We start from the raw sequence: 26,975 nt of genomic DNA on the forward strand, positions 1-26,975 counted from the left end.
CAAACCCGGAGCGGTTCACTACGAGCGCACCACGATCATCGTGACGACCAATCTCGACTTCGGCGAATGGCCTTCCGTCTTCGGAGACGCGAAGATAACCACAGCGCTGCTCGACCGCCTCACACATCACTGCGATATCGTCGAAACCGACAACGAGAGCTGGCGCTTCAAGACCCGAGAATGACCGACACCCACGCTGGCCCGATACGGCTGCGCTGTATGGGGGCTACACCGCATCGGGCCAGCTACCCGTGCGCTTCAAGGGTGTCATTTTTGGACGCCGATAGAGGGTCAAGATTGCGTGCTGATCGACACTCTTCGGCGCTCGACAGAACCTGGCACACGCGCAACGACGGCCACCTGCTGAACGAGAGGCGCATCCGGTGACTGATACGCCTCGTGGGATTGATGCCGATTCACTAAAAGCCCAGCACCACCAGGCCAGCGAAGGACCACAATACCTATCGCTACCTGCCAAGAGGTCTGTAAGTGGAACGCCCGGTACCCATGTCTGTTGTTCGGACATCACCTATCTTCCCATGCGGCGCGGACTTCTCTGCCTCGTGGCGATCATGGACTAGCATACCCGCAAGGTTCTGTCCTGGCGGCTCTCGAACACGCTGGAATGAGACCGTGTTTGCCACCGGTTCAAGAACAGGGTCGAATGACTTCTGCGTCGCGGCGCTGAACGAGCGCCATCCACAGGTTCGGACGCCCTGAAATAGTAAATACCGATAAGGATCCCGGTTCACGTCCTTTGTCTTGGCCCGGTCGGCTCCGCCGATCGCGCGTGCGGATATCAATGGATAGGAAAGGCCGGCTCCTCGACAACATCTTCCTCACGAGGCTGTGGCGCACCCTGAAATACGAGCGTGTCGACATCAACGCCGAGTAAAACAGATCAGAGACGCAGTCGGGCATCCGGAAATGGGTAACCTTCCCCCCTTCAGTGCCCGCACTCAGCCCTCGACGGCAAGCCACCGGCGCGGGGCTGTTGGCAGAGGAATGATATCAGGTGGCAACCCAATCAGCAGGTGCAACGAGTAGCTCGAATTCCGCAAGATCCCGCCCAAGAGATGTGGAGTAGCTCAGAAGGAGCTGGCATAGGCTCTACACGGAGGGCAAGCCTAATAGCATGGCTTGTACCTAACAATATGACCGTGCTGCATTATTCTGGAGATACGGCCAGCCTGACGCCATGACCAAGCCGGAAAACTCTAGTATCCGTCGATCCATGATTGGTGAACAGCGCCAGCTGGTACAAACACTGCATTGCGGTGAAGGATTTCGTAAGCGGTCGACCTTGCCCTGACATGCCTCGGCCAAAGCATGGCTTCAGCCTCTGCTTGCATTCAATGCACACCGCCATGGAGTAGGAGAAGGCTCGACTGGTCGCAAACTTTGGCCTGAAAACAGCTAGTCCGTATGTTGACGGCTTCGACGTAAAGTTGTCCAACGAGACTCGACTACCTCCTAGGAGGTGCGCGCAGCTTGCCGAGAAGACGAAAGACCTGACTTATGACAAATGTTGTACCCCCTAGCGATGCAAGAAGACCGAAAATCGGTATTGCGGGATCATTCGGCCGCGGAAACTATGGCGACGAGCTGTATGTAAAGAACTATGAGTACTGGTTCTCGCCTTGGGCCAAGCTTTTCTTGATGTCCGGCTTGCCTAAGCAAACCTATCTATCCAAGTTGAAGAATGAATACGTGGATATGATGGATACCATTGTTCTCGGGGGGGGCGATCTTCTCTGTCCATACCGAGAGAAGATCGATCATGATTTCATCAACAAATCCTATCTAAGACGACCTGTTCATGTTGCAGGTATTGGCGTCGAGCGCAATCGCCAAGACATTTTGCCAAGTGTATTGGAGCGTTGGGCTCGGTTTCTGACAGATGAAAACATTCGCTCGATTTCGAACCGCGACCCTGGTTCCGCCTCGTGGATACGAGAACATATCCAGCCTAAAGTAGAAGTTTCTCATCACCCTGATATGGTTCTTGCACTACCTCTGCCAAAAGCGGTTAAGCCAGAAGGAGCACCTATTGTCGGCTTAACCACGCGCCACATTAAGCATGAGAAAGAGTACCGTATTATGGAGCGTGCTGCAGCTTACCTAGCTAAAAAAGGCTGGAAAGTTCGGCATATTATCGGAGGTGTTGGCGGACATGGAGCTAAAGATTTTGAAAACTCGAAACTATTGCGCCATGAAGGAAAGGAAGTCATCTATACAGAAAATCTAAATGAGATCAGCAGAGCATTGGGAGAATGCTCACTCGTTCTAAGTATGAAACTTCATACTACTATCGTCTCAGCGATGTACGGTGTTCCCACGATTAGTGTCAACCCGGTGGTCAAAGCCAAGGAATTCATGAAATCGATTGGGTGCGAAGATCTTACCGTTTCCCCAATGAACGATGATCTAATGAATATTCTAGAAAGAGGAATTCCGGAGTCCCCTTGGAATAACGTTAAGCCCATCAAAGAAAATGCTGCAAACTACATGAAGAAGCTTAGCCAAAACATCTGGAATGAATACCTGACAAAAAACCCGGGTATAGCAGGCAATTTACCCAAAGAGGTTCCGTCACCTAAACGGCGAGATTTTTTCTAGTCTGACGTGGAGGAGGTAACGCATAGCTTATCCACGTTACCTCCAAAATAAGCACCACGAAAACAAATATTTTTTAAGAAAATCTCAAAAACGCAACGGTTCAAGAGCTAAATTCTGGAGCCACCTGATAAACGCATTGCACCCAGAATCACTTTTTCTTCCAAAATAAATAAAATTTATGTTTGGGAAAGTGAACAAGCGAAGAAAACTACCCCTCATTAGAATGTCATAGGGCGCAGATGAAAATACTTATATTAGGAACCTCCAATTCTAGAATTCGAGGAGGATGGGTGGATGGCCTCAAGAACGCAATGCCACAGGCGACATTCGAAAATTGGTCAGTTGGCGCATCACCAGGAATTCAGTTTTCTGCATATTTGTATAAGGATTTTTCTTTCTTCGATTATGTTTTCTTTGATAGCGTGCCTAATGACGAAGTATTTGCTCGGAAAACTCTTAAATCTGGGGAGCGTTTTTTCTCGGAGGACTACTTCAACGGGATTATTGGTGATATAATGTCGCTAATTGCTACCCAAACAAACCTTGTGGTTGTAGCAATTCCCAGGAGAGATGAATATGGCCCATATTCCAACACACTCCTGGAAAGAAAAAAAGCGTCAGGTCAAGTTGGAGCTCATTTCGTAAACTTCGGGGATAAAATAGAAGAAATATGTAGAATAAAAAATTTGGATATAGAATCATGCTATGAGGACCACCCAGCTCACCCCCTAAGGATGATCAGCTTCGATATTGGCCATGAATTAGGTCAGGCAATTACGAAAGGAGAAATAGAAAAAACATCCTGCAATATCATTAATAAAAATGAGTATCTAGTTTATGAATCTAAAGATTGGGAACTCTTTCCTAAGGATTGCAGAAAAAACAGCGTGATGGAAGAAGTATTTTCACTTGTGAAGGACGGTCAACACATCGAATTTCCAGAAGGAAGATGTATAGGCTATTTCGTTAACGTTAAAAATACATATTGCTCCGTATCACTGGAAGATGTCAGAGGTAATAGCGTATTCAAAACAGGACTTTACTATTCTAAATCAGTCGATGGTTTGCAAAAAATGTTCATTGCAATTCCGAATGGCCTTCGTGGCAGTAGGCTAGTTTGCGGACACGATGTGAATACTGACAGCATTGGAACAAAATCGGGACGTTATAATAGCATGGAAGATGATATCATTTTATCAATCTCAAGCGTGTGCGTTATGAAGGAATAAAATTAAATTTAGCCTCTTTTATAGCTTGTGATGACAAGCTGACATAAAAAATATGCAGCCGCGGCGATCATGGATTGTAGGATTTATGCGAAAGATAAAAATACATATTGGCCAAGCCAAAACGGGGACTACCACTTTACAAAAGTTCCTACTTAAGAATAGAGAGAACCTTAAAAGTCAGGGGGTTTTTTATCCGAAACCTAATTTTGGCAACAACCACGGTGAGCTTACTATACCATTTTCAAAAACCGTGCAGCGCTCCATGGTGAGATTTATTGGAAGCGATTATGAAGTAGCCAGAAGGAATTCCGTCGAGCTTTGGAAAAAAACTCTTAATGATCCGGCTTTGAATGACTGCAAAACATTGCTATTGTCAAGTGAGTTCTTTTTCTCCGCACCCGGACTTAAACGTATCCCAGAATTCATAGAAAATATCTCTAATTTCAAATTTGAAATAGAACTAATTGCATATATAAGAACGCCGTCAGAACATTTTGTTTCGATGGCTCAACAACATTTGAAAGCTAGTGATAAAATCTGCCGCCCCCCAAAGCTGAAACTAGAACGCCTTCAATCTCTGTCGTCCACAGCAACCCTTAAGATAAGAAAATTCTCCAAAGAATCCCTTGTTGATGGGGACATACTATCAGATTTTTGCTTGTATAATGGAATTGATAAATCCAAGTTTAAAAAATTGCCTCACGAATCAAATAGAAGCATTTGTGCAGAGGGAATGATTTTGCTTCAAGAATACCGGAGGAAGTATCACCCCGGAAAGAATAACATATTTACAAACGACACGAAGGATTTTGTCGAAAAAATCGTTTCTGAGCAGTTAAAGAATCCCGATTCTTACACAAAGCCAATGTTGCGTCCGGAGTTTTCTGAGAGCATCGATGGTCCGACGCCTGCTAACGAATGGCTTAAGGAATTTTATGGAATTGATCTTACGAGAAAGAATTCATTCGTTCAACCTTACATCGGGGATATCGAGGATGTTCAGGATGTTCGTGATTTAATTTTTTACGATGAAAATTTACTTAACAAACTGAGAGGAGTCTTGTATGCTAAGATGTCATGATTAGTTAGAGCCCGGAGATTTTTTATAAAACTCACCTGCGCAGATGTGTTCATCAAAGCCAGATGAATGTATATAGGAAAAATAGCTACTTAAGGCGCAGGCCCGAAGATATGAGAAAAGCAGGACGCTTTAGTCTGCAAAGCACATGGCTAAACTAGTCTGGCTCACATCGCATCTGCGAGCTGGTTGGTGTCAGTGCAATCTCGTTGCCCTGGACACCACACCCACTCTGAAAACCGGATCGGAATTACTTAATCCGTGTTCCTTCACGCCGGATCTGTTTTTCGCTTTTTTCAGAGCCCCTAATCCATTCACTGCGCTCCCCCCTCTCGACCTACCGTGGATCGTTTACCGAGACCCAATGCTGAAACCCTTAAGCGATGCCTGATTGGCAGGGTAGAAGGAAATATCTCCTGCTCATCGAGACGGGCCGCCCCTCGGACCGGAAAAGCCGCCATGATGATTTTTGCTTATGCCGCCGGTGTTGTCGATTTTGCCCGGGCTAGCAGCAAGGCGCCGATCGGTACCAAGGCCCGCAGCGCTTAGCCGGTTGCCACGATCGAGACTACTGCGAGCAGGGTGCTGACCAGCCACGAGCTGGGGCAGGCCGGCCTCATGTTACCGACCTATTTATCATCACGAAAATCAGCGCCTCCGGCAGGCGAGGTGGACAATTCGAGCTACGGCTATTTCTCAACCAGTCTCTCCTAAGAGAGCCGGCAAGACCTAGTCCGCCGTTCTGTCTTGGTGCGACCGGACAGGCTGGAGTGCCTCTCTCATGCGGCATGGACCGGAGCCTGTGCTCCGTCGACAAGGCCCCGGTGCAGTCGTTCCTGTAGCGTAGCGACATCCTGCAGAAGAAGGACCTCGAGCGCGCCGATCTGTCGGCCCGGGGCATAACTCCGCCAACGAAGTTCCCGCGAACAGCGATCCGGTCGATTTCTCGAGCGCCAATAAGGGCTGAGACGCCTAGCGCCTTCCGCTTCATGCCCCGCAGACCCCCGCCATTCTGGCGGGGGTTTCGCGTTTCAGGCCGGAGGAAACGCAATTTCAGCCCCGGCGCGCGGCAAACTGCAGCAGGAAATGCCCCTCGTCTTCTGGAAGCGAGAAATCGCGGAATAAGTACACGCGATGGGAGATCAAAAGCCTCTAAACCAAGGTGCGGACGAAATACGGTCCTCGACTACACCGCTAATAGGGCCGGACGCATGTGTTGCAAAACGCCACTAAGGACGGACGAGTGTGTTGTAGCTCCGCCCCTCCGTAGGGGTCGTTCGCATTGCTGGTGCAGCCGAAACCAAGCCCTTTTCGGTCCACGCAGGCCTGCGGCATTCTGTGCCAGCTTCGTCGCTGGCCCTGCCCGAAGGGATGCTATAGCTCGCCATGGAGGTACAGCTGCAAGGACAGGCGGAACGAATGGAGCACTGGTCGGATTTCTTCCCGCTGATTTTCCTGCCCTTCAAGCTGATCGTGCTGGGCATCGGGATGTTTTTCGCCATCAAGTGGCATGTCGACAGGGACAACCAGGAACGAGAGAAGAGGCGGCAGCGCGAGCGCCCAAAGCTCTAAGTTTCTGAACTTCTCCCAAGCGACACCTGGACGGGAGTTGCGGTCTTGGCGCTTCCCGGCACACAACGCCCTGCAGGCCATCCAGAAACACCGCCAAGGGCCTTGCTCGACCCATTCCCGCGTCGGAACCATATCGCATGGTGCCCGGGCAACTTCGGCCCGGACATCTCACAATTTTCAAAACGCGCCGTCATGCGAACTCAACTGTTCCGGCGGCGGCGGCGACCGATCGCCCCCATTCCTCCGAGACCCGCGATCAGCATCCAGCCTGCGGCCGGCAGCGGCACAGGAGCCACATCGACGCCGGGGAAGTAGTCGGCCTCGGTGCCGATGACGCCGCCATCCACCAGGGCGAAGGTGTCGAAAGCGGCATCTCCGTCGGCAAGGCGTGTGAAGGTCACGTCGAAGGTGAATTCGCGATCGACCGACCGGTCGTAATCCCCCATCGCCGAGCTGCCCGAACACGCGCCTGTATTGGCACCGGTGCAGACCGTGGACACGTCGATCAGGGGATCGCCGCCGCCAAGGTCACCGACCGTCACGCTGCTGTATTCGGCAAAGCCCGCGATGATGCCCGCGGTGACGTCATCCACGATCGCCCCCGGGGTGGCGCTGCTTGCGAAGGCGATCGCGCCAAGTTCCTCCATGTCGGTGGTGAAGGACTCACCCCCGAAATCGAGCGAGATCAGGTCGATATTGTTGGCCGCCAATGCCGCGATTACATCGGCATCGGGAGACCCCTTCGAAGATGCGTCCGAGAAGGCGAAGATGAAGCGGTTCGAACCCTCGCGCCAGGATGCATTCTCGGCCACGAGCTCGATGGCGGTATTCGCGGATTCGGGGAAATCCCCTCCTCCATCCGGCGAGCCGAGGGTCACGTCGTCGATGGCATCGACCACGGTGGCCGTATTGGTCGTGATGTCCTGGTTGAGAACGCTGCCCGGCGGCGCGATGATCGTCGGAAGCTCTGCCGCTTCGGCAAAGACCCCCACCCCGCCTGCCACACCGGTGCCGAACTCGCTTGCGATGGTCGAGAAGATATCCTCGGCTGCGGATTTGGCCGCGTTGATTGCGCCCCCCATCGACCCGGACGTGTCGATCAGGAAATACGCGTCGATCAGCGCATCCGATGGTTTCCCGGCGGATACCGTCACGGTCTTGGAAATCGTGACGCTTTCCCCCACGGCCAGATCGGCCGAGTAGCTGTCGGGCGAGATGCTGTCGGCCAGCGCCCCCCCCGCAAAGAATCCGAGCGTCAAGACGCTCAAGATGCCAATTCTGAAAGACATTCTTACTCTCCTGAAATGCAGTTTCCATTTCGATGACAGGCACCGCCTGATCGCTGCTCGCACTTCCAAGAATTGCGCATCATTTAGATCGTACATTTAGGCCGCCAAGCGTCATATCCTCGTAGAAAAAAATGCACATAAGATACGCGAGGAATCACGATAAGGAATATTAACACATAAACAGAAAAATTTGCGATAATTAAGTCGGTAATTAATATCGCGATTTTAGCGCGATATATTCAACCTGCGGTAATGTGTCTTGGTATTTGGAAAATCATTCAGGATTAATATATTGACGCAAAATTGGATCGGATATAAATTTATCGAACCAGATAGGAGTGGCCCGTATGAAACGTCGCTTCCCCGGATATGGAACCATCCTGATGGTTCTGGTCGTGACAGGTGGCCATCCATCCTTGGCCCGCACCTTCGAACTCGAAGATCTTGTGGCGCCCCGGATGATCACGGGCCCCGCCGACATGACCCCACCAGATGCGGGACCCGGTTTGCAGGGCGCGGACAGGCAAGCCTTTCTGGGGGCGATGCAATCCTTTCTGGCGGATGATTTCACGGCATCCGAACGGCAGGCCCGTGCCCTGACGCAGACCGCCGGGGATGCCCCCGAAGGCTGGTACCTGCTGGGCATGTCCCTGGCCAATCTCGACCGGCGGGAGGAAGCGGTCGAGGCCATGGACCGCGCGGCCGCGCTCTATCGCAGGAATGCCGCCCCCCTCGTGGTCAAGGGCGATCTGCTGTTGTCGCTTGACCGCCACGATGAGGCCGGCAAAGCTTGGGAACAGGCGATCAGGGTCGATCCGACGAACCACGATGCCCATGAAAGGCTGGCAGCCCTTCTGGAAAGCCGCGGCGATCGTGCTGGCGCCCTGGAACATTACGAACGGGCCATCGCGGAAACGGATGTCGATCACCTTGCCCCCCGGCTTCAGGCTGCGCGGCTGCATCTTCTGATGAAGGAACCCGCCCGGGTCGAAACCCTTCTGGAAGATATCGCCAACCCCGAGGATGCCCCCTCGCGTGTGCTGGACTATCTTGCCCGGGCCAAGGTCGGGCTGGGCAAGACGGATGAGGGGGCGGCGCTGTTCGACAGGCTGATCGCACGCGCGGAAAGCACCCGCCCGTTCCTGGCGCGGGCCAGGCTTGCCGTGGCCGATCAGGACCCGGCCAAGGCCGATGCCACGCTGTCCGAGGCCCGGCAGCATTTCCCCGACGATCCCGCGCTGCTTCTGGAACATGGCCGCCTGCTCGGGGCCATGGGTCGATATGACCGCGCCCTTGCGGCCTTCGACGAAGGTCTGGCATTGGCCCCCGGGAACCCTGCCCTTCTGCGCGCGGCAAGCCTTGCGGCATCGCGTCTGGGGCATCTTGCCCCCGCATTGGAACATGCCCGCATCATTGCCGAACTGCCCGACGCCACGACCGAGGACCGGATCCGCCTTGCCTCTCTGCTTGAACGAACGGGTGATCCCGCCAAGGCCGTGTCGATCTATCGCAAAATCTTGGAAGAGGATGCGCGGAACTGGCTGGTGCTGAACAACCTGGCCAGCCTTCTGGCCGAGGACGCCCCGGAAGAGGCATTGGCCCTGTCCGAGCGCGCCGTCGCCCTCGCGCCGGACGTGCCGACCTTGCAGGATACCCTGGGCCTTGCGCAGTTGCATGCGGGACAGACGGACCGCGCCGCCCGCACCTTCGAGACGTTGCGCGACAGGGAACCGTCAGCCGCCCTGCCCGCCTATCGCCTGGGCGTCGTCAGGCTGGCACAGGGCATGCCCGAAGAAGGCCGGTCCCTGCTGCAAGAGGCCCTGATGCTGGAACCCGACTTCACCTATGCCGGGGACGCGCGCGCCCGTCTGCAGTAGGGGCGTCTGCAGTAAGGGGGCCCGTAGGTCATATCCCGCCGCCCCGATGATCTGACGGAATTTCACGATACGCATTCATCGCCTTGTCATGCTAGGCTATGACGGACGGTCATGTGGATCTCGTTTTCAGTCGGTTTCAGTTTCAGCGGTGGATTTCGACCATGCTTCCAGATCGCGGCAGAAGCGACCGGATAGACACGCTTCGTGCAATTGCCTGCATCGGGCTTGTCGCGTTCCACGTCGTGGGCAGCAGCCCCGGCACGGGACTGGAACTGCCGGGCACGCATTGGCTCTCTCGGATCAACCTGGGGCTTGTCGATCTGCGGATGCCTCTTTTCAGCTTCCTGTCGGGCCTGGTCTTTCACCTGCAGGCCGGGGCCGCGCTGCCGCGCATCATGTCGAAGGCGCGCAGGCTGCTTCTGCCCATGGCAAGCGTCGGAACGCTGTTCTGGCTGGCACGGGATGCCATGGGTTATGCTCAACCGTCCCTGCCCCAGATCCTGATCCTGCCATTCGCCCATTTCTGGTTCCTGCAGTCCACCTTCCTGATCATGTCGCTGTTCATACTGGGATCGGTGATCACGGGGGGGCGGAACAGACTGGTGGCGACGATCATCGGGCTGGCGGGGGCGGGGCTCTATGTCTCGACCTTCCGGTTTGAACACAACATCATGTCGGCGAACAACGCCTTCAGGCTTGCACCCTTCTTCGCGACGGGATTCCTGGTCTCCTTCATGCCCGCATGGAAACCCTCGCCCCGGCAGCGGGGCATGATATGTGCCGTGCTTCTGGCGACCATCGCGACCGGGCTCATGATCGGATGGGAACAGATATCCTTCGCACCCCAGGCCCGGCGGATGGTCTCGATCATCCTGGGGCTGGTGTTCTGCGTCATGATCTTTCTAGCCGCACCCCGACATGCCGGAATGGCGTGGCTGGGACGCCAGTCATACGCGATCTATCTCCTCCACGTCTTCTTCACTGCGGGAACGATCACGGCCATGCATCTCGTCCTGCCGGGAATGCCGATCGTCATCCTGTTCTGCCTGGCCCTGGCCGCGGGCCTTCTGGGCCCCGCAGCCTTGGGACGCATGCTGAAGAAGCACCCCCTGACTGCATTCCTGTTCCTGGGGCTGCGCCACAAGAAGCGCGTGACCGCCGCGTCCCCGCAGGGGATGACACGTGGATACGGCACCCCCTGAACCCCCGGGCTATGCGGTCAGGCTGTCCGCCTGCAGCGCGGCGCGCAATCTGTCCGTGTCGGCCTTCACCTCGTGATGGATGCGCGCATCCTCGGCGTAATGGGTGCGGACGAAGTCGCGGACCTCGTCCATCTCCAGAATGCCGCTGGCTTCGGCGGCGCTCTTCTTGGCCGAAAGCAGGCGCAGGGCGCCGTCCTTGATCTTCGCATGCATGTCCAGGGGCAAGGACCGTCGAAGCACGTCGTTCACACGGTAAGCCATTCCCCCGAACCGCTTGAAGCGCAGTTCGACATTCTGGTTGCTGCGGGTGGCGGCCTCCATCGGCGTATCCGTGATGCGGCTGACATGCGCGATGAAATCGGGGACCAATTCCATTGGGATCAGGTGGTCCACCATGCGGCGATCGCCGTCATAGATGAAGTCCCGCTGCCTTGCGAAGAAGATGAACTGGTTCGAGGGATCGTCCAGCTCGGCCGCGATGTCGTCCAGCATCTTCAGCGTCAGTTCGCGCAGCTCCTCGGGCGGGATCAGCGTCATCGGCCGGTTGCTGTAGCGCCAGAGCATCTGACGCAGCGACGAACCGAAACGCGCAAGCGGATCGCGCACCACCGCATAAGAGGTGAATCTTTCGAGCGCATCGTAATTTTCGGGGAAATGCGCGCGCAGCTTCGACAGCGGGACATGCCCGAAATCGATCTTGCCAAGTACGGGATGCTCGCCCACCTCGGCCATCGCGACATGGTCGGGATCGCATTTGACAAGCTGTGTCCGAACCGAGGTGCCTGCGCATTTCGGGATATGGACGAAGACGAATTCGTGCCGCTGGCTGATGATCATCGAAAGGTCCTGCCTTGTTCGTTGAAATGCACGAGCCGCGATCCGGCGATCTCCATGCCTACATATCCGTTTCAGGGATTGCGGCATCCGGCACAAGTGTCCTGCAGGGCGGCCCTGCTTCACATGTGCCGCAGACCGGCGTCCGCTCAGCCCCATGATGCCTTGTCATAGGCCAGCATCCCGTAATCGCTGGCATAGAAATCGTGGATGCGCGACAATGTGGCCGTCGATGGCAAGACCGCGCGCTTCGTGGACACCTGCTTGCGGATTGCAGGGGCAATCACGGTCTGCCCCAGAACCGCGCTCAGCCGCGCGAAGACCTTCTCCATGCCGTCTTCGAGCCGAAAGATCTCCGTGTCTTCCGTCACGAATTCGGACTGCGGGCGCACATGGTTGTCGAATATGTAGCGAGATCGCGCATAACCCTCGAAGGCGAATGTCACCCAATCGTCGAAATCCTCGGGCTCCTCGCCTTCGATCCCGGCCATCGTCCGGGCACGTGATCGCGGCCGGATATCCATGCGGTGACGAAATTCGCTGATCATCCGTGCCACGGGGTCGCGAACGACAGCGAAACGGTACGAGAAGAAGGCCCGATCGCACAGCCGGTCCACCAATGCGGCATGGAAATGCTGCGCGGAACAGGATGTCGGGTGATGGTCTTCGGCCAGGAACCTCCGGTCGTTGAGGATCTCGGGGCCTGCGGCCCGCAATGCCGTTTCCACGCTGGTCCCCCCGCATTTGGGGATATGGCTGAAATAGACCACCTGCCCCTCTATCAGATAAGCCGGCATTACCCGTTCCTCGACTGTTTCCGGGCCCGCCTTGCACGGATCCGGGACAACATGGCCTTGTATTCGTCGCGGGTCAGAAGCCGTTCCCCTTCGGCAAGCCCGCTTTGTCTGGACGCGGTCAATCGCGCATCGTCGGGTCCTTCCCACGATGCCGTGGAACCTATGAAACCCTCGTCCAGCAATCTGCGTCCAAGACGCTCGAAATCCAGAACGGACAGGGCAAGATGCGCCCCCCGACGCGGCGGATAGAGGATGTCGTCTATGACATCGATCGCCACCAGCGCCCCTCCTCGGCGATCCGCAAGTTGGCGAAGCATCAGGTCCGGCAGCGCAGCGCGCCTCTGGATGGTCGCGAACATCTGGCCCGGGCGCTTCACCAGGCCGAAAAGATGCAATGCGGAACCTTCGGAGAAGATCAGCCTGCCCGCGCGCTGATAACGTGCGACCTGTTCGGAAATGGAATACTTCTCGGGGGCGAAGATCTCGTAGCCCTGTTCGCTCAGCAGTTCCTCCAGGTGATCCTCGCAGGCGAAACGCCCGTAGATCCCCTCCATCCCGGACCGGGTCACATAGAGCCTGTCATCCGGATCGACGGCCCCGCTCGGCTGCCAGCGTTCATCGAGCCAATCGTAGAACTCGGGCCGCCCCGTGCCGCCCCAACGCTCTCCGAAGATCTCGGACGCGGTATGAAGCATGTCGAACCGCAAGGGGCGATCCGAAAGAACAACCTCGTTCCGGATGCCCAGGGATGAAAGAACCTGCGGGATGAAGCCGTATCCGGGCTGCTGCTTCTGCGGGCGCGTGGCGTAGAACAGCTTCGTTTCGGCCGGCAGATGATCAAGTGCCCATAACCGCCCCAGGCCCGATGTCAGAAAGAACCCGAACTGCTTGTCCGCACCGCCGGCAAACAGCACGGGCCCTTCGATCCTTTCTGCCGAAGGTGCCGGCTGCAGCGGTCCTTCGTGAATACGAGAGACGAAGGTATCGCCGACGACATCCCCATGGGGGATGGGAACACCGTTTCCGTCATAGAGCCCGAACCGGCACAGGCGACGATCCACACGATCCACCGCAAGCGAGAATGCATCCGGCGTGCTTACCACCTGTTTCGGATCTATGGGCATGGACACGCGCCAACTCGCTCATTTCTGGTTCGTAGGGCCTAGGATATCACGCTGCGATGACGCGGGATCTTCGGGCAAGGGAACCGGCGGCAGCCCCCGGCCTTGAGGTCGCCCCCGGGCCTACTGCCTTTCCAGCCATTCGCGAAGCGCATCGACAAGTTCCTCGGTCACACGATCGCCGGACAGCGTGATCGCGCCGACCTTGCCGCTGAGGCGCAGCCCCTGCCCCAGCTGATGGTCGATCCTGGCCGTTGCAGGCTTGGCCTTGCCCTTGGGCCGGTCGAGATCCCGCAAGGCGCCGTCCAGCAGCTCTCGTTCGCGGGCGGCGGTTTCGGGGGCGGCGTCCTGCAGGATTGCCACCACCCGCCCGGCGAAATCCGGCGAGGCGTTCAGCGCCTTGACCAAGGGCAGGCCCAGCTTCTCGGGGATCGCTTCGGGGAAACGCAGCACATGCCCGAGCGCCTCGTGGAGCATGACGAAGTTCAGGATCTTGGACCGCTTCGAAGCCGAGACATGAACGAAGAGCGATCTGACCGCGGCCTGCGGGTTTTCGAACACCCCCAGTCGGGCCGCCTCATGTGCCAGGCGCGCGCGTTCATAGAAGGACAGATCCGAACGGATCTCGTTTTCCTCGACCATGGCCAGATAGGTGTCGGCCGCGGTCGCCGCCGGCCGCAGCAGCGCCTTGATCGACGCGAAGCGGTCATCCCCCGTTTCCTCATGGATGCGCCGCATGGCCGTCAGGCGGCGGGCACCCGAGATCAGGCCATGGCGCCCGCCCTCCAGGGCCACGACCTCGATGGGGGTCTGCTGTCCGCGATCGCGGATGCTGGCCATCAGGGCGGCCATGTCCTCGGGGTCGAAATCCATCCGGTCGCGGGTCAGGTGCTGGGCATCGACACGGTCCAGCGGAAGCTCGACCACCATGCGCCCCCCTTCCCGCGCCTGCCGCAATTCCTGCGCCAGATCCTCGAGCGCGGATTGCGTGGCGGCATCCGCCGCGATCCGCGCCACCGGCGGCACGCCCGTCGCGGCATTGGGAAGCGTCGCGCCCGGTTCATCCGCCAGGCCGAAGGTCGTCAGCCGTTTGCGCTTGGCCATCTCAGCGCCCTCCCCTCATTTTCGCATGCGAAACATTCATGGCTTCTTCGCCTCCAGCTCGTCGCGCCGCCATATGCCCAGAAGCAGCGACTTGAATGCGGCATAGGTCCGGTCGAAGGTCTCGCGACCCCGGACATAGGTCTCTCGGTTGAAGTCGCGGTAATCCGCCTCGTAGATGCCATGGACCTGTTCACCCGCCTGCCCGATCAGCGCGGTGAAATCCTGCCGGTGCGGCGACAGGGTATTGCCCAGATAGGACTGGATCAGTGCGGCCATCTCGGCCTGCTGGCTGGCATCGTATCTGGTGACGACGGCGCGGATCGCGTCCCATTCGAAATGCAGCTCTTCTCGGCCCAGGGCGCGCGCGGCGATGTTCTCGCTTTCCTCGATCGATGAGAAGGTGGAGTGAAGCATGTCGAAGAAGCGCCCGGTCGAGTCGAATTCGAGGAAGCTTGCCCCGAACGGCACCAGCACGATATCGGCAGCCGCCAGCCCGTTGATGGTCAGATAGCCGAGCGCGGGGGGCGTATCGAGGAAGATCAGGTCGTACTGGTCCAGGATGCCGTCATCGGCCAGGGTCTCGGTCAGGGCATCCCACAACTTCCATCCGCGCGATGCCATGCGCCAGACCGGGATCTGGAACTCGGCCCAGTAGAGGTTCAGCTGCGCCCCGATGATGTCGATATTGGGCCAATGGGTCTTCTTGATCAGTTCGGGCGCCTTGATCTTCAACGCCTCGGACAGGCTGTCGTCCAGCGCGACCGGCGCCTCGCCCCGGTCGATCCGGCGCTGATTGTCCTGGCGCAGGGTCTCGGCATAGTGGCGGGCCAGCAGCGGGAAGACCGTCTCCCATTCATCCTCGACCTGGGCCCCGAAGATCGAGGTCAGCGACCCCTGGCTGTCGAGGTCGATCATCAGGACCCGGTATCCGTCCAGGGCGGCCGACATGGCCAGATGGGCGCAGGTGCTCGTCTTGCCGACACCGCCCTTGAAGTTCGCGACGGCCACGATCTTGGCCGGCACGTCCTTGGGGCGATAGGGAAGATATTCCTTCGTCTTGGATCCTTCGGCCGCGAAGAAGGCACGCAGGCGAAGCACCTCGTCCAGCGAGAACCATTTCGCACCGCTTTCGGTCTCGGACCGCCCCTGGGGAAGGTCCGGGTTCTGACGCAGGACCCGGCGGAAATGCTGGGGCGCGACGGGGATCAGGTATTTCGTGATCTCCCAGGTCGAGAAGGGGCGCAGCTGTCTCTGGCCGCCTTCCTCGAGGCCCCGCCCCACCAGATCCTGCCTGCCGCGGCGATAGTTTTCCGAGATTTGCGCCAGCCCCTGCGTGCCCGTCGGGTCGCCCAGCTGCCCCAGGGCACGGTCGGGGGATATGTTGAAATAGGGGGGAAGTTCCGCGCTGCTCATGCTCTCGCCATGCCCATGTACTCTGTTTTCTGCATCATATCGCTAATTTGCGAACATGCGAGATATTTCGATGCTTGGCACTGGTTTTCTTAGCAAAAGCAAGGGCTGGTTCATGCGCATTGTGGCAATCCTGCCGCAGCAATCCAGTTATATCTTGTTATTAGTCAGTTAGGCACAGCCCCTTCACGGTTTCATGCCCTTCAAGCGATTGGAATGAATGAGTTTTCGCGGTTTGGCCGCATGGCCTGCTGAATCCGATCCCACGATAATCCGAATCCGATCCCACGCCAAAGCGATTCCGAACCCCCGAACTTGTCCTTGCCCCCTGTCCTCCTTTCTGGACTTCCCCTGCCCTGCCTTCTTAGGATGGCGTCAATGAAACGACGAATCCGGCCGCCCCCGCGGAAAAGAGCCGGACGCGATCTTCGAGCAGGCCGCCATGGCGGAGACAGGACGGAACAGATGGCCGCATCTCGTACCGGGATGGGTGGCGGAACGGATGATGAGACGCCGACGCTTGTCATGCAGGATTTCTTCGTCTGCGATTTCTTCGCGGCGGTTCCCAAGCATGACCTGGCCTCGATGGAGCATCCGATCTTCTCGCTTTCGACGCGGCCGGACCGGCGCGTCATCACCTACGAACATAACGGCACGACCCTGACCGTGACCCCGAGCGTGAAGGGTCGCGCGACGATCTTCGACGCCGACATCCTGATCTTCTGCATCAGCCAGCTGATGGCGGCGCTGAATGTCGGCCGCCCCGTGTCGCGGCGCCTGACACTGACGGCGCATGATCTTCTGCAGGCCACCAACCGCGAAACATCGGGCGATGGCTACAAGCGCCTGCGCGAGGCGTTCGAACGCCTCGCCGGAACGCGCATCACCACCAATATCGTGACGGGCGACGACGAGATCACCTCCGGCTTCGGTCTGATCGAAAGCTGGGAGATCGTCCGCAAGGTCCGTGGCGGGCGGATGGCATCGGTCACCGTCACCCTGTCCGAGTGGCTGTTCCAGGCCGTGCTGTCGCGATCGGTCCTGACCCTCAGCCGCGATTATTTTCGCATGCGAAAACCGCTCGAGCGGCGGATCTACGAATTGGCGCGCAAGCATTGCGGACGCCAGGCGGAATGGAACGTCTCGGTCGCGACCCTGGCCAAGAAGACCGGGTCCTGCAGTCCGATCCGCGTCTTCAGATCCATGCTGCGCGAGATGATCCGCGAGAACCGCTTGCCGGATTATCTCATGTCCGAGGAACCGGGCGACATCCTGCGCATCACCTCGCGCGCGGCGATCGTCGAGCCGGGCGACGGGCCGCATCTGCGCCCCGAGACCCTGGACGAGGCACGCGTCCTGCGCCCCGGCGACGATGTCCACGTGCTCGAGGCGGAATGGCGCAGCTGGTGGGCGCTTAGCGGACGCAAGCAGCTGCGCAGTCCCGACCGGGCCTTTCTTGGATGGGTGCGGACGCGTCGCGATTAAAACTTATGTATTTCATCCGTGCCAGCCTGCCCCATTCGCGATAAGAAGCGGCGAAACCGGAATTTGAATCGCACATGACCCAGCCAAGCACATCCCCGGACACGCGCATCGCGGTCGTCATCGTCAATTACGGCACTGCCGAGCTGACCATGAACGGTGTCGAAAGCGTCCTGTCGCACGATCATGCGGGCCGGGGGATCGAGGTCCATGTCGTGGACAATGCCTCGCCCGGGGATGATGCGGCCCGCCTGGCCGCGCGGCACGCCGAGGCGGGCTGGGGCGACCGGGTGCGTCTGTGGCCCGAGACCGTCAATCACGGCTTCGGTCGCGGCAACAACGTCGTCATCGACGCGCTGCTGGCACGGGTCGACGCGCCGGACTATGTCTTTCTGCTGAACCCGGACGCGGCCCTCCAGAACGAGGCGATCGCCATCCTGGCGGATCGGCTGGACGCCCTGCCCCATGTGGCAGCGGCAGGTGCGGGCATCGCCCTGCCCTCGGGTCAGCCGGTGACGGCCGCGTTCCGCTTCCCCTCGGCGGGCAGCGAATTCGCGCAGGCCATGAATTTCGGCCCCGTGTCCCGGATCTTCCGCGACCGCATGGTGCCCCTGCCGCCCGACCAGCCCGAAGGCCCGGTCGATTGGGTCGCGGGGGCTGCGGTGATGTTCCGCCTGTCGGTCCTTCGCGACCTGGGGGGCTTCGATCCGGACTTCTTCCTCTATTACGAAGAGGTCGAACTGATGTCGCGCATCCGGGCGGCGGGTCACCAGATCCTCTATGTGCCTGGGGCGCGGGTGCTGCATGCCGAAGGCGCGGCCACCGACGTGAAAAGCAACCAGGCGGTCCGCAAGCCCAAGCCTGCCTACTGGTACGATTCCTGGCGGCATTACCACCTGAAGACCTCGGGGCGTCGCGGGGCGATCCTGGCGGGCCTGGGCTGGATGGCGGGTGCCGCGCTGAACGTTCCCATCGCGAAGCTGCGGGGGCAGGACCTGCGCGCGCCCAAGGGGTTCTTTCGCGATTTTCCCCGGCAGGTGATGTCGCCCCTGCTGTTCGGGCCGCGCAGATGAACATGGTGGACTGGCAGGTCCGCGCGGCCGATGATCCGCGCTTCGCGCCCGGACGCGGCGATCGCAATGCCAACCCCGAAGGGCTGAGCCTGCGCGCCCTCATAGCCGAGGATTACCGCACCCATGGGCGCGACTGGTTCTCGGAAGGGTTCTGGGTGCTTTTCTGGCACCGGTTCGGAAACTGGCGGATCGGACTGCCCAAGCCGGCGCGGATGCCGATGACGCTGCTGTACCGGATCATGTTCCGGTGGGCATCGCGTTCGACGGGGATCTACCTGCCCTATACCGTGCGGGTCGGCCGTCGCGTCCGGCTGGAACATTTCGGGGGCATGATCCTGGTCGCGCAATGGATCGGCGACGATGTCACGATCCGGCAGAACACGACCTTCGGCATCGCGCGGCTGGATGCCCTGCAGGATCGCCCGGTGATCGGCGACCGGGTCGAGATCGGGGCAGGGGCCGTCATTCTGGGTTCCGTGCTGATCGGCGAGGATGCCGTCATCGGCGCCAATGCGGTCGTGCGCCGCGATGTCGAACCAGGGGCCGTCATGGGCGGCGTTCCCGCGCGGCGTATCGGATAACCGGAAATGAAACTGCCTCGGATATGAAGATCAGCTTTGCACTTCCCGAACTGGGCAATCGGTCCGGGGGTCTGCGCGTGGTTGCGCAATATGCCCGCCACCTGCTGGATCAGGGGCACGAGGTTCGCCTTGTCGTCCGCAGGCCCCGCCACATGCCCGGGCCGCGACGTCGCCTGCTGGGGCGGCTGGGGCTGGGGCCGCTGGCACCTCCGCTTGCCGCGTCGCGCGGGCATTTCTCGGATCTGGACGTGCCGATCCACCACCTGGAGGAAACCCGCCCTTTGCGCGTGGGCGATGTCCCGGATGCCGATATCATCGTCTCGACCTGGTGGACGACGGCGGAATGGGCGAACACGTTGCCGCCCGCGAAGGGGCGTCACGTGCATTTCGTTCAGGATTACGAAGATTTCTATCCGGAATTCAGCCGGCGCGTCAGGGCGGTCTATGGGCTGGACATCCCGAAGATCGTGGTGGCCCCCTGGTTGCAGCGCAGGCTTGTGCAGGAATTCGGACGCGACAGCCGGGTGGTGATGAACGGGGTGGATCTGGATCACTTCGCGACCCCCAGCCGTGCGAAAAGCAGCCCGCCAAAGGTGGGCTTCATGTATGCCGAACACCCGCGCAAGAACAGCGGCATGGCCCTGGATGTCGTGCGCCGCATTCAGGCGCGACGCCCCGATATCGAATGCCTCTGCTTCGGGGCCGAAGCGCGTCCCGCAGCGGCATCCGCGGCGATCCGTTACGAACGCAAACCGTCCCAGGACCGCATTCCCCAGATCTATCGCAGCTGCGATCTGTGGCTGTTCGTGTCGCGCAGCGAAGGTTACGGCCTGCCGCTGCTCGAGGCTGCGGCCAGCCGCACGCCGATCCTTGCCACGCCTGCCGGTGCCGCGCCGGATCTGATCGACGGCAGGAATGGTGAAATCGCAAGCTTCGTTCCACAGGAATTTGCGCAGGCCGCATTGCGCATCCTGGACGAGCCGGACGCGGCCTGGGCCGATCGTTCAGCCGCCGCATTCGAAACGGCGCAGTCGCATTCGCTCGGCATTGCGGCGCGGGCATTCGAGGCCGAGCTGACGCAGCTGGCCTGAAGGCCCGCCCTCAGATCTCGTCCAGCAGGCGGCGCTGGAATTCCGGATACCAGTCGTCCAGCTGATCGGTCGGCACGCGCCATAATTCACGCCAGTGACGCATCGCCAGAAGAACGCCGCAAGCCTGGGGAAAGTCCCATCTGCGCGACAGGCCGTCCTTGATCGTCTCGCCCAGAAGGCGGCGGCGCAGCATCCGGCGATAGGTGGGCAGCATCGCCTTCGGGTCCGCCGCGTGGCGCTTGATGAAGACGAGCGTGTTCAGCAGCTGGAACAGGGTCGCGGTCTTGCGCTTGATGCGCCCGCCCGCGACCTCGAAATGGTGCAGCCGTGCGGTGTTGGCGCGCAGCAGTTTCCCGTGGCGTCCGTATCTGTAGGTCGCATCCAGATCTTCCAGCGCGGCATAGTAGCGAAGCGATGTATCCAGCGGTTCGGCCAGCGCGATCTCTCGGCGAACGCTGAGACCGTGTCCCGACATGAAGGTCATGCCCGCCAGGTCCAACCCGGCCATTTCGGGGGGGACCGCGGTATCGCGCGGACCCTCGTATTTCAGGAACAGCGAATGCATGTCCTGGAACAGGATCTCGCGGCTGAACCAGCGGCCCACCCGCCAGCGCATCACCCGCTGGCGCAGATTGCCGACGCCTCTGGACGGGGGCGCCTTGCGGGCCAGGCCCGTAGCGGCCTTCGTCCCGGTATCGGGCATGATGGGAACGTTGATCCCGTTCACGCCCACGACCTGCCCGGTCCTGTCGGCCGCATAAACCTCGAGCAGGCGTTCGACGTAATCGGGATAGAGGAAGCTGTCATCGTCGATCATGACCACGATGTCGCCGGTGGCATGTCTGCAGGCCAGGTTGCGCTGCGTGGCCGAGGAACGTTCGGTCGCGTGCAGATAATCGATGCGGATATCGGGCCAGCCCGTCGCCAGATCCATCACCGCCGCGCGGGTGTCCTGCCAATCGTCCGAGGAATCCGCGATGACGACCTGTCGGGGCGGGGTGGTCTGACCGAATGCCAGGGGCAGCACCCGCAGCAGCACGTCGCGCCGGTTGTAGGTGGGCACGATCAGCGACCAGGTGGTCATGTGAGCTCCGTGATATCAAGGGCCTGCGTGCCCTGGATCGGGGCACCTCTCTGACGCTTAGCAGAAAAGCCGGAGGTGGCGAACCTGCAAATATGGTACTGCCCCCGCCATGGGCAGGTGCCGGACATGTGCGGCCAAGCGTCATGGTCTTGAGGGCGCAGATCGGGTTAAATGGTTAAAATTCTGTTCTAACCGGTGGCCTCGTTGCGCATTGCTTATCTTGTCGGTGAATATCCGGCCGTATCCCATACCTTCATTCTGCGGGAAATCGCCGCCTTGCGGGCGCGCGGTCTGGAAATCCTTACCTGCTCCATCCGTCGCACCGGTCCCGAACATCACCGTGGCCCGGCCGAACGGTCCGAGGCCGAAACCACCTTCAACGTGCTGCCCGAGGCCATGCGCCCTGCCGGTATGCTGAGGGCCCAGCTGCAGGCATTGCGCGATCCGCGCCGCTATTTCGGGGTGCTGCGCAAGGCATGGGGGATGCGGGGGCCGGGGCTGCGGGCCGCGCTCTATCAGCTGTTCTATTTCCTCGAGGCGGTGGTTCTGGCGCGGCATCTGCAGGACAGGGGCGTGACCCATCTGCACGCCCATTTCGCCCAGGCCAGCTGCACGGTGGCCCTTCTGGCCGCGCGGCTTGCGGATATTCCCTTCAGCTTCACGCTGCACGGGCCGGCCGATTTCACCGATCCGAAGACATGGCGCTTGTCCGACAAGATCGCGGATGCGCGCTTCGTGGCCTGCATCTCTCATTACTGCCGGTCGCAGGCGATGCTGGTCAGCCCGCACGAACATTGGTCCAGGTTGCATATCGTCCATTGCGGGGTCGAACCCGACCGATATCTTGCAGGGCCGCCGGAAGGGCAGGGGATGCTGTTCGTCGGCCGCCTTGCCGCGGCCAAGGGCGTGCCCATCCTGATCGAGGCGATGACCCGCATTCGCGAAAGCTGCCCCGACGCACATCTGACACTGGTGGGCGATGGACCCGACCGTGCCCGCCTCGAGGCGATGACCCGGCAGCTCGGGCTGTCCGACCGCATCCGGTTCACCGGATATCGCAGCCAGGACGAGGTGGCCGAGATCCTTGCCGGGTCGGCGCTGTTCGTCCTGCCATCCTTTGCCGAAGGGGTGCCCGTCGTCCTGATGGAGGCGATGGCCGCCGGGCGTCCCGTCGTGACGACGCGGATCGCGGGCATTCCCGAACTGGTCGAGGACGGCGTTTCGGGACGCATCGTTCCGCCGGGCGATGTCGATGCATTCGCACAGGCGGTTCTGGATGTCCTGACCGCGCCCGACAGCATCCCTGCCATGGGGCAGGAGGGACGTATCAAGGTCCAGGCCGAGTTCGACATCGAAACCGAAGCTGCAAGACTGGCCCTTCTTTTTTCCGGAGCAACCTGATGCCTCAGAAGCTCGGCTACCTCGTCCCCGAGTTCCCGGGACAGACACATGCCTTCTTCTGGCGCGAATTGCGCGCCATCGAGGAGATGGGGCATTCGGTCCGCATCTACTCGACACGTCGTCCCGGGTCGGGTTCCTGCCCGCATGCCTTTGCAGGGGAAGCCGTTTCGCGGACGCGCTATCTCTTTCCGCCCAGCCTCGGGGCGGTCGGGGATCTGTCGATCAGTCCCCGCCGCCTGGGCAGGGCACTGGCCTATATCCGGCAGCTGTCCGGAATCGGCATTCGCGATCGTGCAAGGATCGTTGCGCTTCTGCCATCCGCCTGCGAACTGGCAAGGGATGCCCGACGAAACGGGGTCGATCATGTGCATATTCATTCCTGCGCGGATGCAGCCCATCTGGGGGCATTGGCGTTCATTCTGGGCGATCTGTCATTCAGCCTCACCCTGCATGGCGATCTTTCAGTCTATGGGAAGAACCATGCCTCCAAGATGCGACATGCAACATTCGTCTCGGCCGTGACGGTGCCCTTGGCCGAACAGATCCGCCAGATCAGCCCCATGACGGATGCCCCCGTCATCATGATGGGGGTCGATTGCGGCCGCTTCGACGCCGCCGATCCCGCGCCCCCTGAAAACGAGGTTTTCACCGTCGCGACGGTCGCGCGGCTGAACCACAACAAGGGGCACCGTTTCTTCCTGCGTGCCATGGCGCAATTGCGGGATCGGGGCATCGCCCTGCATTACCGCATCGCCGGCGATGGCCCCGAAAAGGCCAGCATCCTGCAAGAGATCGCGGATCTTGGCCTGCAGGACCAGGTCGAGATGATGGGCAGCCTGGACGAGGGCAGGGTGCTCGAGCTGATGCAGGGCAGCGACGCGCTTGCCCTGACCTCTGTCCGCCAGGGCGAAGCCGCCCCCGTCACCGTGATGGAGGGCATGGCCTGCGGGTTGCCGGTCATCTGTTCGCGCATCGGGGGCACGCCCGACATGATCACCGACGGGGTGGACGGTTTCCTCGTGGACCAGGAGGATGTGACCGCGATCGCGGATCGCCTGGCCCTTCTGATCGCGGATCGCGATGCCGCGGCCGATATGGGGCGGGCCGCCCGACACACCGCCCTGCGCCTGTTCGATCATCGGGCAAATGCCCAGAAACTGGTTAAACGCATCTTTCAACGGTGACAGTTTATATGTGAAGGAAGCTGATGAGAACGTATTCGCCCCGCGTCCTGGTCATCGCCGAAGCGGCCAACCCCGAATGGGTCTCGGTTCCGCTGGTCGGCTGGTCGCTGGCCTCGGCCCTGCGCGACCATGCCGATGTGCATATCGTCACCCAGCAGCGAAACCGCGAGGCATTCCTGCGCGCGGGCCTGGTGGAGGATGAGGATTTCACCGTCATCGACAGCGAGAAGATCGCAGGCCCGATGTACCGGCTGGCCAGCATCCTGCGGATGGGCAAGGGCAAGGGATGGACGATGAACACGGCCATCGCGGCCCTCAGCTATCCCTATTTCGAGCGGCTGGTCTGGAAGCGCTTCGGTGACGACATCAAGGCGGGCAGGTTCGACTTGGTCCATCGCGTGACGCCATTGTCGCCCACCGTCGCATCGCCCATCGCCCCCAAGGTGGCGGCGGCAGGCATTCCCTTCGTCCTTGGACCGCTGAATGGCGGGGTGCCCTGGCCCAAGGGGTTCGATGCGGAACGTCGGCAGGAACGGGAATGGCTGTCCTATGTCCGGGGGGCCTACAAGCTGAACCCGCTGCGGGGTCGTTCGCTGAAGGCCAGCGCGATGATCCTGGCGGGATCCCGGCATACCGCATCCGAGATCCCGCAGCCATATCGGGACAAGGTCGTCTGGCTGCCCGAGAACGCGATCGATCCGGCGCGGTTCAACCTGGTATCGGAACAGGATCTGACCCTGCCGCTGCGGGCCTGCTTCGTCGGGCGCCTGGTGCCCTACAAGGGGCCCGACATGCTGCTGGATGCCGTGGCCCCGCTGATTGCGGCAGGGCAGCTGGTTCTGGACATCGTGGGCGACGGACCCATGATGCCCGGCCTGAAGGAACAGGCCGAAAGCCTGGGAATATCCGGCGGCGTCACCTTCCACGGCCAGTTGCCGCATGAACAGGTGCAGGAAGTGATGGCCGGGGCAAACCTTCTGACCTTCCCCTCGATCCGGGAATTCGGCGGCGGGGTGGTCCTCGAGGCGATGGCCCTGGGTGTCGTGCCGATGGTGGTGGATTACGCGGGCCCGGGCGAACTGGTCTCGCCTGAAACAGGTTTCGCCATACCGCTTGGCAGCCGAGAGGAAATCACCGCCCGTTTCCGTGCGGCGCTGACCGAACTGGTCCAGGATCCGTCCGGTCTGCCGCAGAAGGCGCGGGATGCACGGGCCCAGGCGTTGACGGATTACACCTGGGACGCCAAGGCCGCGCGGATCGTGGGTCTTTATCGCGGACTTCTGTCGGAGGGGCAGGGCGGGGGCTGACCCCCGCCGCCTTCAGCTTTCGGGAATGAAGCGCGGCAGGACGCCCACCACGTTGCGCGTCATCTCCATCAGGCGGGCCTCGGCGGATTCCTCGGATTCGCCACGCTCCATCGGGGTGGTCAGCCGGATGATCCCGCCATCCGTCTGGCCGCGACGGATCCCGTCCAGCAGCAGGTTGAATTTGGCCGCGATGTCCCATGCCACGCGACGTTCGCCCTGCTGGAACCAGTAATAGACCATCATCCGGGTTTCACCGCGCTGGATGATCGCGCGGTTCAGCGGGAAGGGACGGTCCGATCCCAGCTCGGCGCCGATATCCACGCGGTCCAGCTTGGCGATTTCCCACCCGGCCGAGGGCAGGCAGATCTCGGGGGAATGCACGCCGCCCTTGGTCTGGTCGTTGTAGAAGGCGCTGAAGAAACCGATTGCGGGCGTCTGGTCGTCGCGGGTGAAGGTCGCCTGGCGGTAATCGTCGGCCTTGAGGACGCGCTCCACATCGACGGTCAGGCGTTCCTCGGGGCCGCGCTGCTCCCACTCGCCCAGCTCTCGCGGGAAGAGGGCGAAGCTGGCGCGCTGGATCACCGGGTCGCGTTCGGGAACGGCGACCTGCCACATCATCAGCGCACCGGCACCCAGAAGCGCCGCGGCGATCAGCGATTTCGACGCCTGGATACCGCGCAACCGTCCCAGCTGCGACAGCATGTTCGAGGTGTCCAGATCCAGCGCATCCGCCAGGCTGGGGCGGCCCGGATGGAACAGCAGCATCAGGCGGGCAAGGCCGAACAGCAGCAGGATGCAGATGAGGAAGATCACCCAGCCTTCGAAGAAATGGGTGAAGCCTTCCAGCCATTCGACCCCGTACTGGTTCGCGATGATCCCCGCCACCGCGATGCGGACCGAGTTCATCAGGACCGTGATCGGAACCGCCGCCAGCAGCAGCACGGCCTTGTGCCAGACCGGCCCACGATAGAGCACGGCGAAGATGTAGGAGAAGGACATGATCGGGAACAGGTAGCGCAGGCCCGAACAGGCCTCGGCCACGTGCAGGCGCATCACGCCCAGATCGATGATGTTGCCCTCCAAAAAGACGGGCACCGACAGGACCTTGAGGATGCCCACGCCCAGCTCGGACGAGATCATCTGAAGCGAGATCGAGACCTTGTAGTAGATCGTGGCCGGCAGCGGCAGCATGTAGACGAGATGCAGGACCGAGGGCCAGAACTTCCACCCCTGCGACCAGCCGAAGCTGACCAGGATGATGCCGCCCACCCAGATGATCGTGGCATAGGCCACGATGTCGTCGATCCGCGCCAGCTTGCCCAGGGCGCCGATGGCGAAGGCCAGGACGATCACCAGCACGCCCGGCCAGCGATCGGGCACGGGCCCTTCGCGCGGGGGATAGATCTTGAGTTCGCGCAGGAACATCATCGCCGACAGAAGTGGGATCAGCGGACCGTGGCTGTATTCCGGCGTCTGCCAGGCCAGCAGAAGCGCATCCAGCCCGTCGATGAAGAACCAGCCCGCCATGATGGTGGCCACGGCCAGCCAGAACAGTCCGAACCCGTTGAACGAAACCTGATCGCGGAAGAAGGAGCCGTCTTCGCTCGAGGCCATAACATGTCACCCTTTAACGAGCCGCC

General features: G+C 60.2%; 22 protein-coding genes. 14 read left to right on the forward strand and 8 right to left on the reverse strand.

Annotated elements, in window-relative coordinates; genetic code table 11:
• The 5 genes from KO490_RS14755 to KO490_RS14775 all read left to right on the forward strand — a co-directional run.
• The coding region (locus tag KO490_RS14755) for an ATP-binding protein (protein ID WP_216020193.1) at positions 1 to 184 on the forward strand (184 nt) is incomplete at its 5' end.
• A 1,334-nt stretch (positions 185 to 1,518) separates the two neighbouring features.
• Positions 1,519 to 2,619, forward strand: a complete 1,101-nt coding sequence (locus KO490_RS14760) for a polysaccharide pyruvyl transferase family protein (RefSeq protein WP_216020194.1) — start codon at positions 1,519 to 1,521, stop codon at positions 2,617 to 2,619.
• Between the two features lie 239 nt (positions 2,620 to 2,858).
• Positions 2,859 to 3,848, forward strand: a complete 990-nt coding sequence (locus KO490_RS14765; RefSeq protein ID WP_216020195.1) for a hypothetical protein — start codon at positions 2,859 to 2,861, stop codon at positions 3,846 to 3,848.
• Positions 3,849 to 3,933: 85 nt separating this feature from the next.
• Positions 3,934 to 4,929, forward strand: a complete 996-nt coding sequence (locus tag KO490_RS14770; protein ID WP_216020196.1) for a hypothetical protein — start codon at positions 3,934 to 3,936, stop codon at positions 4,927 to 4,929.
• A 1,383-nt stretch (positions 4,930 to 6,312) separates the two neighbouring features.
• Positions 6,313 to 6,498, forward strand: coding sequence for a hypothetical protein (locus tag KO490_RS14775; protein WP_216020197.1), 186 nt, complete (start codon positions 6,313 to 6,315; stop codon positions 6,496 to 6,498).
• Between the two features lie 200 nt (positions 6,499 to 6,698).
• On the opposite strand, the gene KO490_RS14780 is transcribed toward KO490_RS14775, so the two are convergent.
• The gene (locus KO490_RS14780) at positions 6,699 to 7,766 is read right to left on the reverse strand and encodes a VPLPA-CTERM sorting domain-containing protein (protein WP_216020198.1); all 1,068 of its coding nucleotides are present in this window, start codon (positions 7,764 to 7,766) and stop codon (positions 6,699 to 6,701) included.
• 368 nt (positions 7,767 to 8,134) lie between these two features.
• Here KO490_RS14780 and KO490_RS14785 point away from each other — a divergent pair, with 368 nt between their 5' ends.
• Together KO490_RS14785 and KO490_RS14790 are read left to right on the forward strand one after the other, a co-directional pair.
• Positions 8,135 to 9,664 carry a tetratricopeptide repeat protein gene (locus KO490_RS14785; protein ID WP_216020199.1) on the forward strand — a complete coding sequence of 510 codons (1,530 nt, stop codon included), beginning with the start codon at positions 8,135 to 8,137 and terminating at the stop codon, positions 9,662 to 9,664.
• 161 nt (positions 9,665 to 9,825) lie between these two features.
• The gene (locus KO490_RS14790; protein WP_216020200.1) at positions 9,826 to 10,866 is read left to right on the forward strand and encodes an acyltransferase family protein; all 1,041 of its coding nucleotides are present in this window, start codon (positions 9,826 to 9,828) and stop codon (positions 10,864 to 10,866) included.
• Between the two features lie 9 nt (positions 10,867 to 10,875).
• Here the strand turns inward: KO490_RS14790 and KO490_RS14795 are convergent, their stop codons facing one another.
• The 5 genes from KO490_RS14795 to KO490_RS14815 form a co-directional block, all read right to left on the reverse strand.
• The gene (locus KO490_RS14795) at positions 10,876 to 11,703 is read right to left on the reverse strand and encodes a sulfotransferase family 2 domain-containing protein (protein ID WP_216020201.1); all 828 of its coding nucleotides are present in this window, start codon (positions 11,701 to 11,703) and stop codon (positions 10,876 to 10,878) included.
• 146 nt (positions 11,704 to 11,849) lie between these two features.
• Entirely contained in the window at positions 11,850 to 12,497 is a 648-nt protein-coding gene (locus KO490_RS14800) for a sulfotransferase family 2 domain-containing protein (protein WP_216020202.1), read from the reverse strand.
• The gene (locus tag KO490_RS14805) at positions 12,497 to 13,621 is read right to left on the reverse strand and encodes a glycosyltransferase 61 family protein (protein WP_252727222.1); all 1,125 of its coding nucleotides are present in this window, start codon (positions 13,619 to 13,621) and stop codon (positions 12,497 to 12,499) included. Before KO490_RS14805 ends, KO490_RS14800 begins: the two co-directional genes overlap by 1 nt.
• 120 nt (positions 13,622 to 13,741) lie before the next feature.
• On the reverse strand, positions 13,742 to 14,722 hold the full coding sequence (locus KO490_RS14810) for a ParB N-terminal domain-containing protein (protein ID WP_216020204.1): 981 nt from the start codon (positions 14,720 to 14,722) through the stop codon (positions 13,742 to 13,744).
• 36 nt (positions 14,723 to 14,758) lie between these two features.
• Positions 14,759 to 16,135: an AAA family ATPase gene (locus tag KO490_RS14815; RefSeq protein ID WP_216020205.1), complete on the reverse strand. Its 1,377-nt coding sequence runs from the start codon at positions 16,133 to 16,135 to the stop codon at positions 14,759 to 14,761.
• A 483-nt stretch (positions 16,136 to 16,618) separates the two neighbouring features.
• Between KO490_RS14815 and KO490_RS14820 the strand changes: the two genes are divergently transcribed.
• From KO490_RS14820 to KO490_RS14835, 4 genes are all read left to right on the forward strand, one after another.
• Entirely contained in the window at positions 16,619 to 17,617 is a 999-nt protein-coding gene (locus tag KO490_RS14820) for a replication initiator protein A (RefSeq protein WP_216020237.1), read from the forward strand.
• 74 nt (positions 17,618 to 17,691) lie between these two features.
• Entirely contained in the window at positions 17,692 to 18,687 is a 996-nt protein-coding gene (locus tag KO490_RS14825; RefSeq protein ID WP_216020206.1) for a glycosyltransferase, read from the forward strand.
• Positions 18,684 to 19,268, forward strand: a complete 585-nt coding sequence (locus tag KO490_RS16605) for a serine O-acetyltransferase (protein WP_303463253.1) — start codon at positions 18,684 to 18,686, stop codon at positions 19,266 to 19,268. The genes KO490_RS14825 and KO490_RS16605 overlap by 4 nt, the downstream gene beginning before the upstream one ends.
• A 23-nt stretch (positions 19,269 to 19,291) precedes the next feature.
• Positions 19,292 to 20,359, forward strand: coding sequence for a glycosyltransferase family 4 protein (locus KO490_RS14835; RefSeq protein WP_216020207.1), 1,068 nt, complete (start codon positions 19,292 to 19,294; stop codon positions 20,357 to 20,359).
• A 10-nt stretch (positions 20,360 to 20,369) separates the two neighbouring features.
• Here KO490_RS14835 and KO490_RS14840 read toward each other — a convergent pair whose 3' ends face one another.
• Positions 20,370 to 21,443, reverse strand: a complete 1,074-nt coding sequence (locus KO490_RS14840) for a glycosyltransferase family 2 protein (protein WP_216020208.1) — start codon at positions 21,441 to 21,443, stop codon at positions 20,370 to 20,372.
• A 195-nt stretch (positions 21,444 to 21,638) separates the two neighbouring features.
• Between KO490_RS14840 and KO490_RS14845 the strand changes: the two genes are divergently transcribed.
• Genes KO490_RS14845 through KO490_RS14855 form a run of 3 tightly spaced genes read left to right on the forward strand, consistent with a single transcriptional unit; the run spans position 21,639 to position 25,335 of the window.
• Positions 21,639 to 22,844, forward strand: coding sequence for a glycosyltransferase (locus KO490_RS14845; RefSeq protein WP_216020209.1), 1,206 nt, complete (start codon positions 21,639 to 21,641; stop codon positions 22,842 to 22,844).
• Entirely contained in the window at positions 22,844 to 24,028 is a 1,185-nt protein-coding gene (locus KO490_RS14850; protein WP_216020210.1) for a glycosyltransferase, read from the forward strand. Before KO490_RS14845 ends, KO490_RS14850 begins: the two co-directional genes overlap by 1 nt.
• Positions 24,029 to 24,051: 23 nt before the next feature.
• Complete coding sequence (locus tag KO490_RS14855) at positions 24,052 to 25,335, forward strand: glycosyltransferase (protein ID WP_216020211.1); 1,284 nt, start codon at positions 24,052 to 24,054, stop codon at positions 25,333 to 25,335.
• 12 nt (positions 25,336 to 25,347) lie between these two features.
• Here the strand turns inward: KO490_RS14855 and xrtD are convergent, their stop codons facing one another.
• A complete protein-coding gene (gene xrtD, locus KO490_RS14860) occupies positions 25,348 to 26,949 on the reverse strand; it encodes a VPLPA-CTERM-specific exosortase XrtD (protein WP_216020212.1) in 1,602 nt (533 codons plus the stop codon).
• Between the last annotated feature and the right edge of the window lie 26 nt (positions 26,950 to 26,975).

It is taken from the genome of Paracoccus sp. C2R09 (assembly GCF_018860625.1).
Lineage (GTDB): Bacteria > Pseudomonadota > Alphaproteobacteria > Rhodobacterales > Rhodobacteraceae > Paracoccus.

Bases quoted from the DNA above. Each gene is read 5' to 3' on its own strand.
- KO490_RS14765 (WP_216020195.1), top strand. From the start codon at position 2,859: ATGAAAATACTTATATTAGGAACCTCCAATTCTAGAATTCGAGGAGGA.
- KO490_RS14795 (WP_216020201.1), bottom strand. From the start codon at position 11,703: ATGATCATCAGCCAGCGGCACGAATTCGTCTTCGTCCATATCCCGAAA.
- KO490_RS14800 (WP_216020202.1), bottom strand. From the start codon at position 12,497: ATGCCGGCTTATCTGATAGAGGGGCAGGTGGTCTATTTCAGCCATATC.
- KO490_RS14760 (WP_216020194.1), top strand. From the start codon at position 1,519: ATGACAAATGTTGTACCCCCTAGCGATGCAAGAAGACCGAAAATCGGT.
- KO490_RS14815 (WP_216020205.1), bottom strand. From the start codon at position 16,135: ATGAGCAGCGCGGAACTTCCCCCCTATTTCAACATATCCCCCGACCGT.
- KO490_RS14810 (WP_216020204.1), bottom strand. From the start codon at position 14,722: ATGGCCAAGCGCAAACGGCTGACGACCTTCGGCCTGGCGGATGAACCG.
- KO490_RS14835 (WP_216020207.1), top strand. From the start codon at position 19,292: ATGAAGATCAGCTTTGCACTTCCCGAACTGGGCAATCGGTCCGGGGGT.
- KO490_RS14855 (WP_216020211.1), top strand. From the start codon at position 24,052: ATGAGAACGTATTCGCCCCGCGTCCTGGTCATCGCCGAAGCGGCCAAC.
- xrtD (WP_216020212.1), bottom strand. From the start codon at position 26,949: ATGGCCTCGAGCGAAGACGGCTCCTTCTTCCGCGATCAGGTTTCGTTC.
- KO490_RS14850 (WP_216020210.1), top strand. From the start codon at position 22,844: ATGCCTCAGAAGCTCGGCTACCTCGTCCCCGAGTTCCCGGGACAGACA.
- KO490_RS14805 (WP_252727222.1), bottom strand. From the start codon at position 13,621: ATGCCCATAGATCCGAAACAGGTGGTAAGCACGCCGGATGCATTCTCG.
- KO490_RS14840 (WP_216020208.1), bottom strand. From the start codon at position 21,443: ATGACCACCTGGTCGCTGATCGTGCCCACCTACAACCGGCGCGACGTG.
- KO490_RS14825 (WP_216020206.1), top strand. From the start codon at position 17,692: ATGACCCAGCCAAGCACATCCCCGGACACGCGCATCGCGGTCGTCATC.
- KO490_RS14790 (WP_216020200.1), top strand. From the start codon at position 9,826: ATGCTTCCAGATCGCGGCAGAAGCGACCGGATAGACACGCTTCGTGCA.
- KO490_RS14775 (WP_216020197.1), top strand. From the start codon at position 6,313: ATGGAGGTACAGCTGCAAGGACAGGCGGAACGAATGGAGCACTGGTCG.
- KO490_RS14770 (WP_216020196.1), top strand. From the start codon at position 3,934: ATGCGAAAGATAAAAATACATATTGGCCAAGCCAAAACGGGGACTACC.
- KO490_RS14785 (WP_216020199.1), top strand. From the start codon at position 8,135: ATGAAACGTCGCTTCCCCGGATATGGAACCATCCTGATGGTTCTGGTC.
- KO490_RS16605 (WP_303463253.1), top strand. From the start codon at position 18,684: ATGAACATGGTGGACTGGCAGGTCCGCGCGGCCGATGATCCGCGCTTC.
- KO490_RS14820 (WP_216020237.1), top strand. From the start codon at position 16,619: ATGGGTGGCGGAACGGATGATGAGACGCCGACGCTTGTCATGCAGGAT.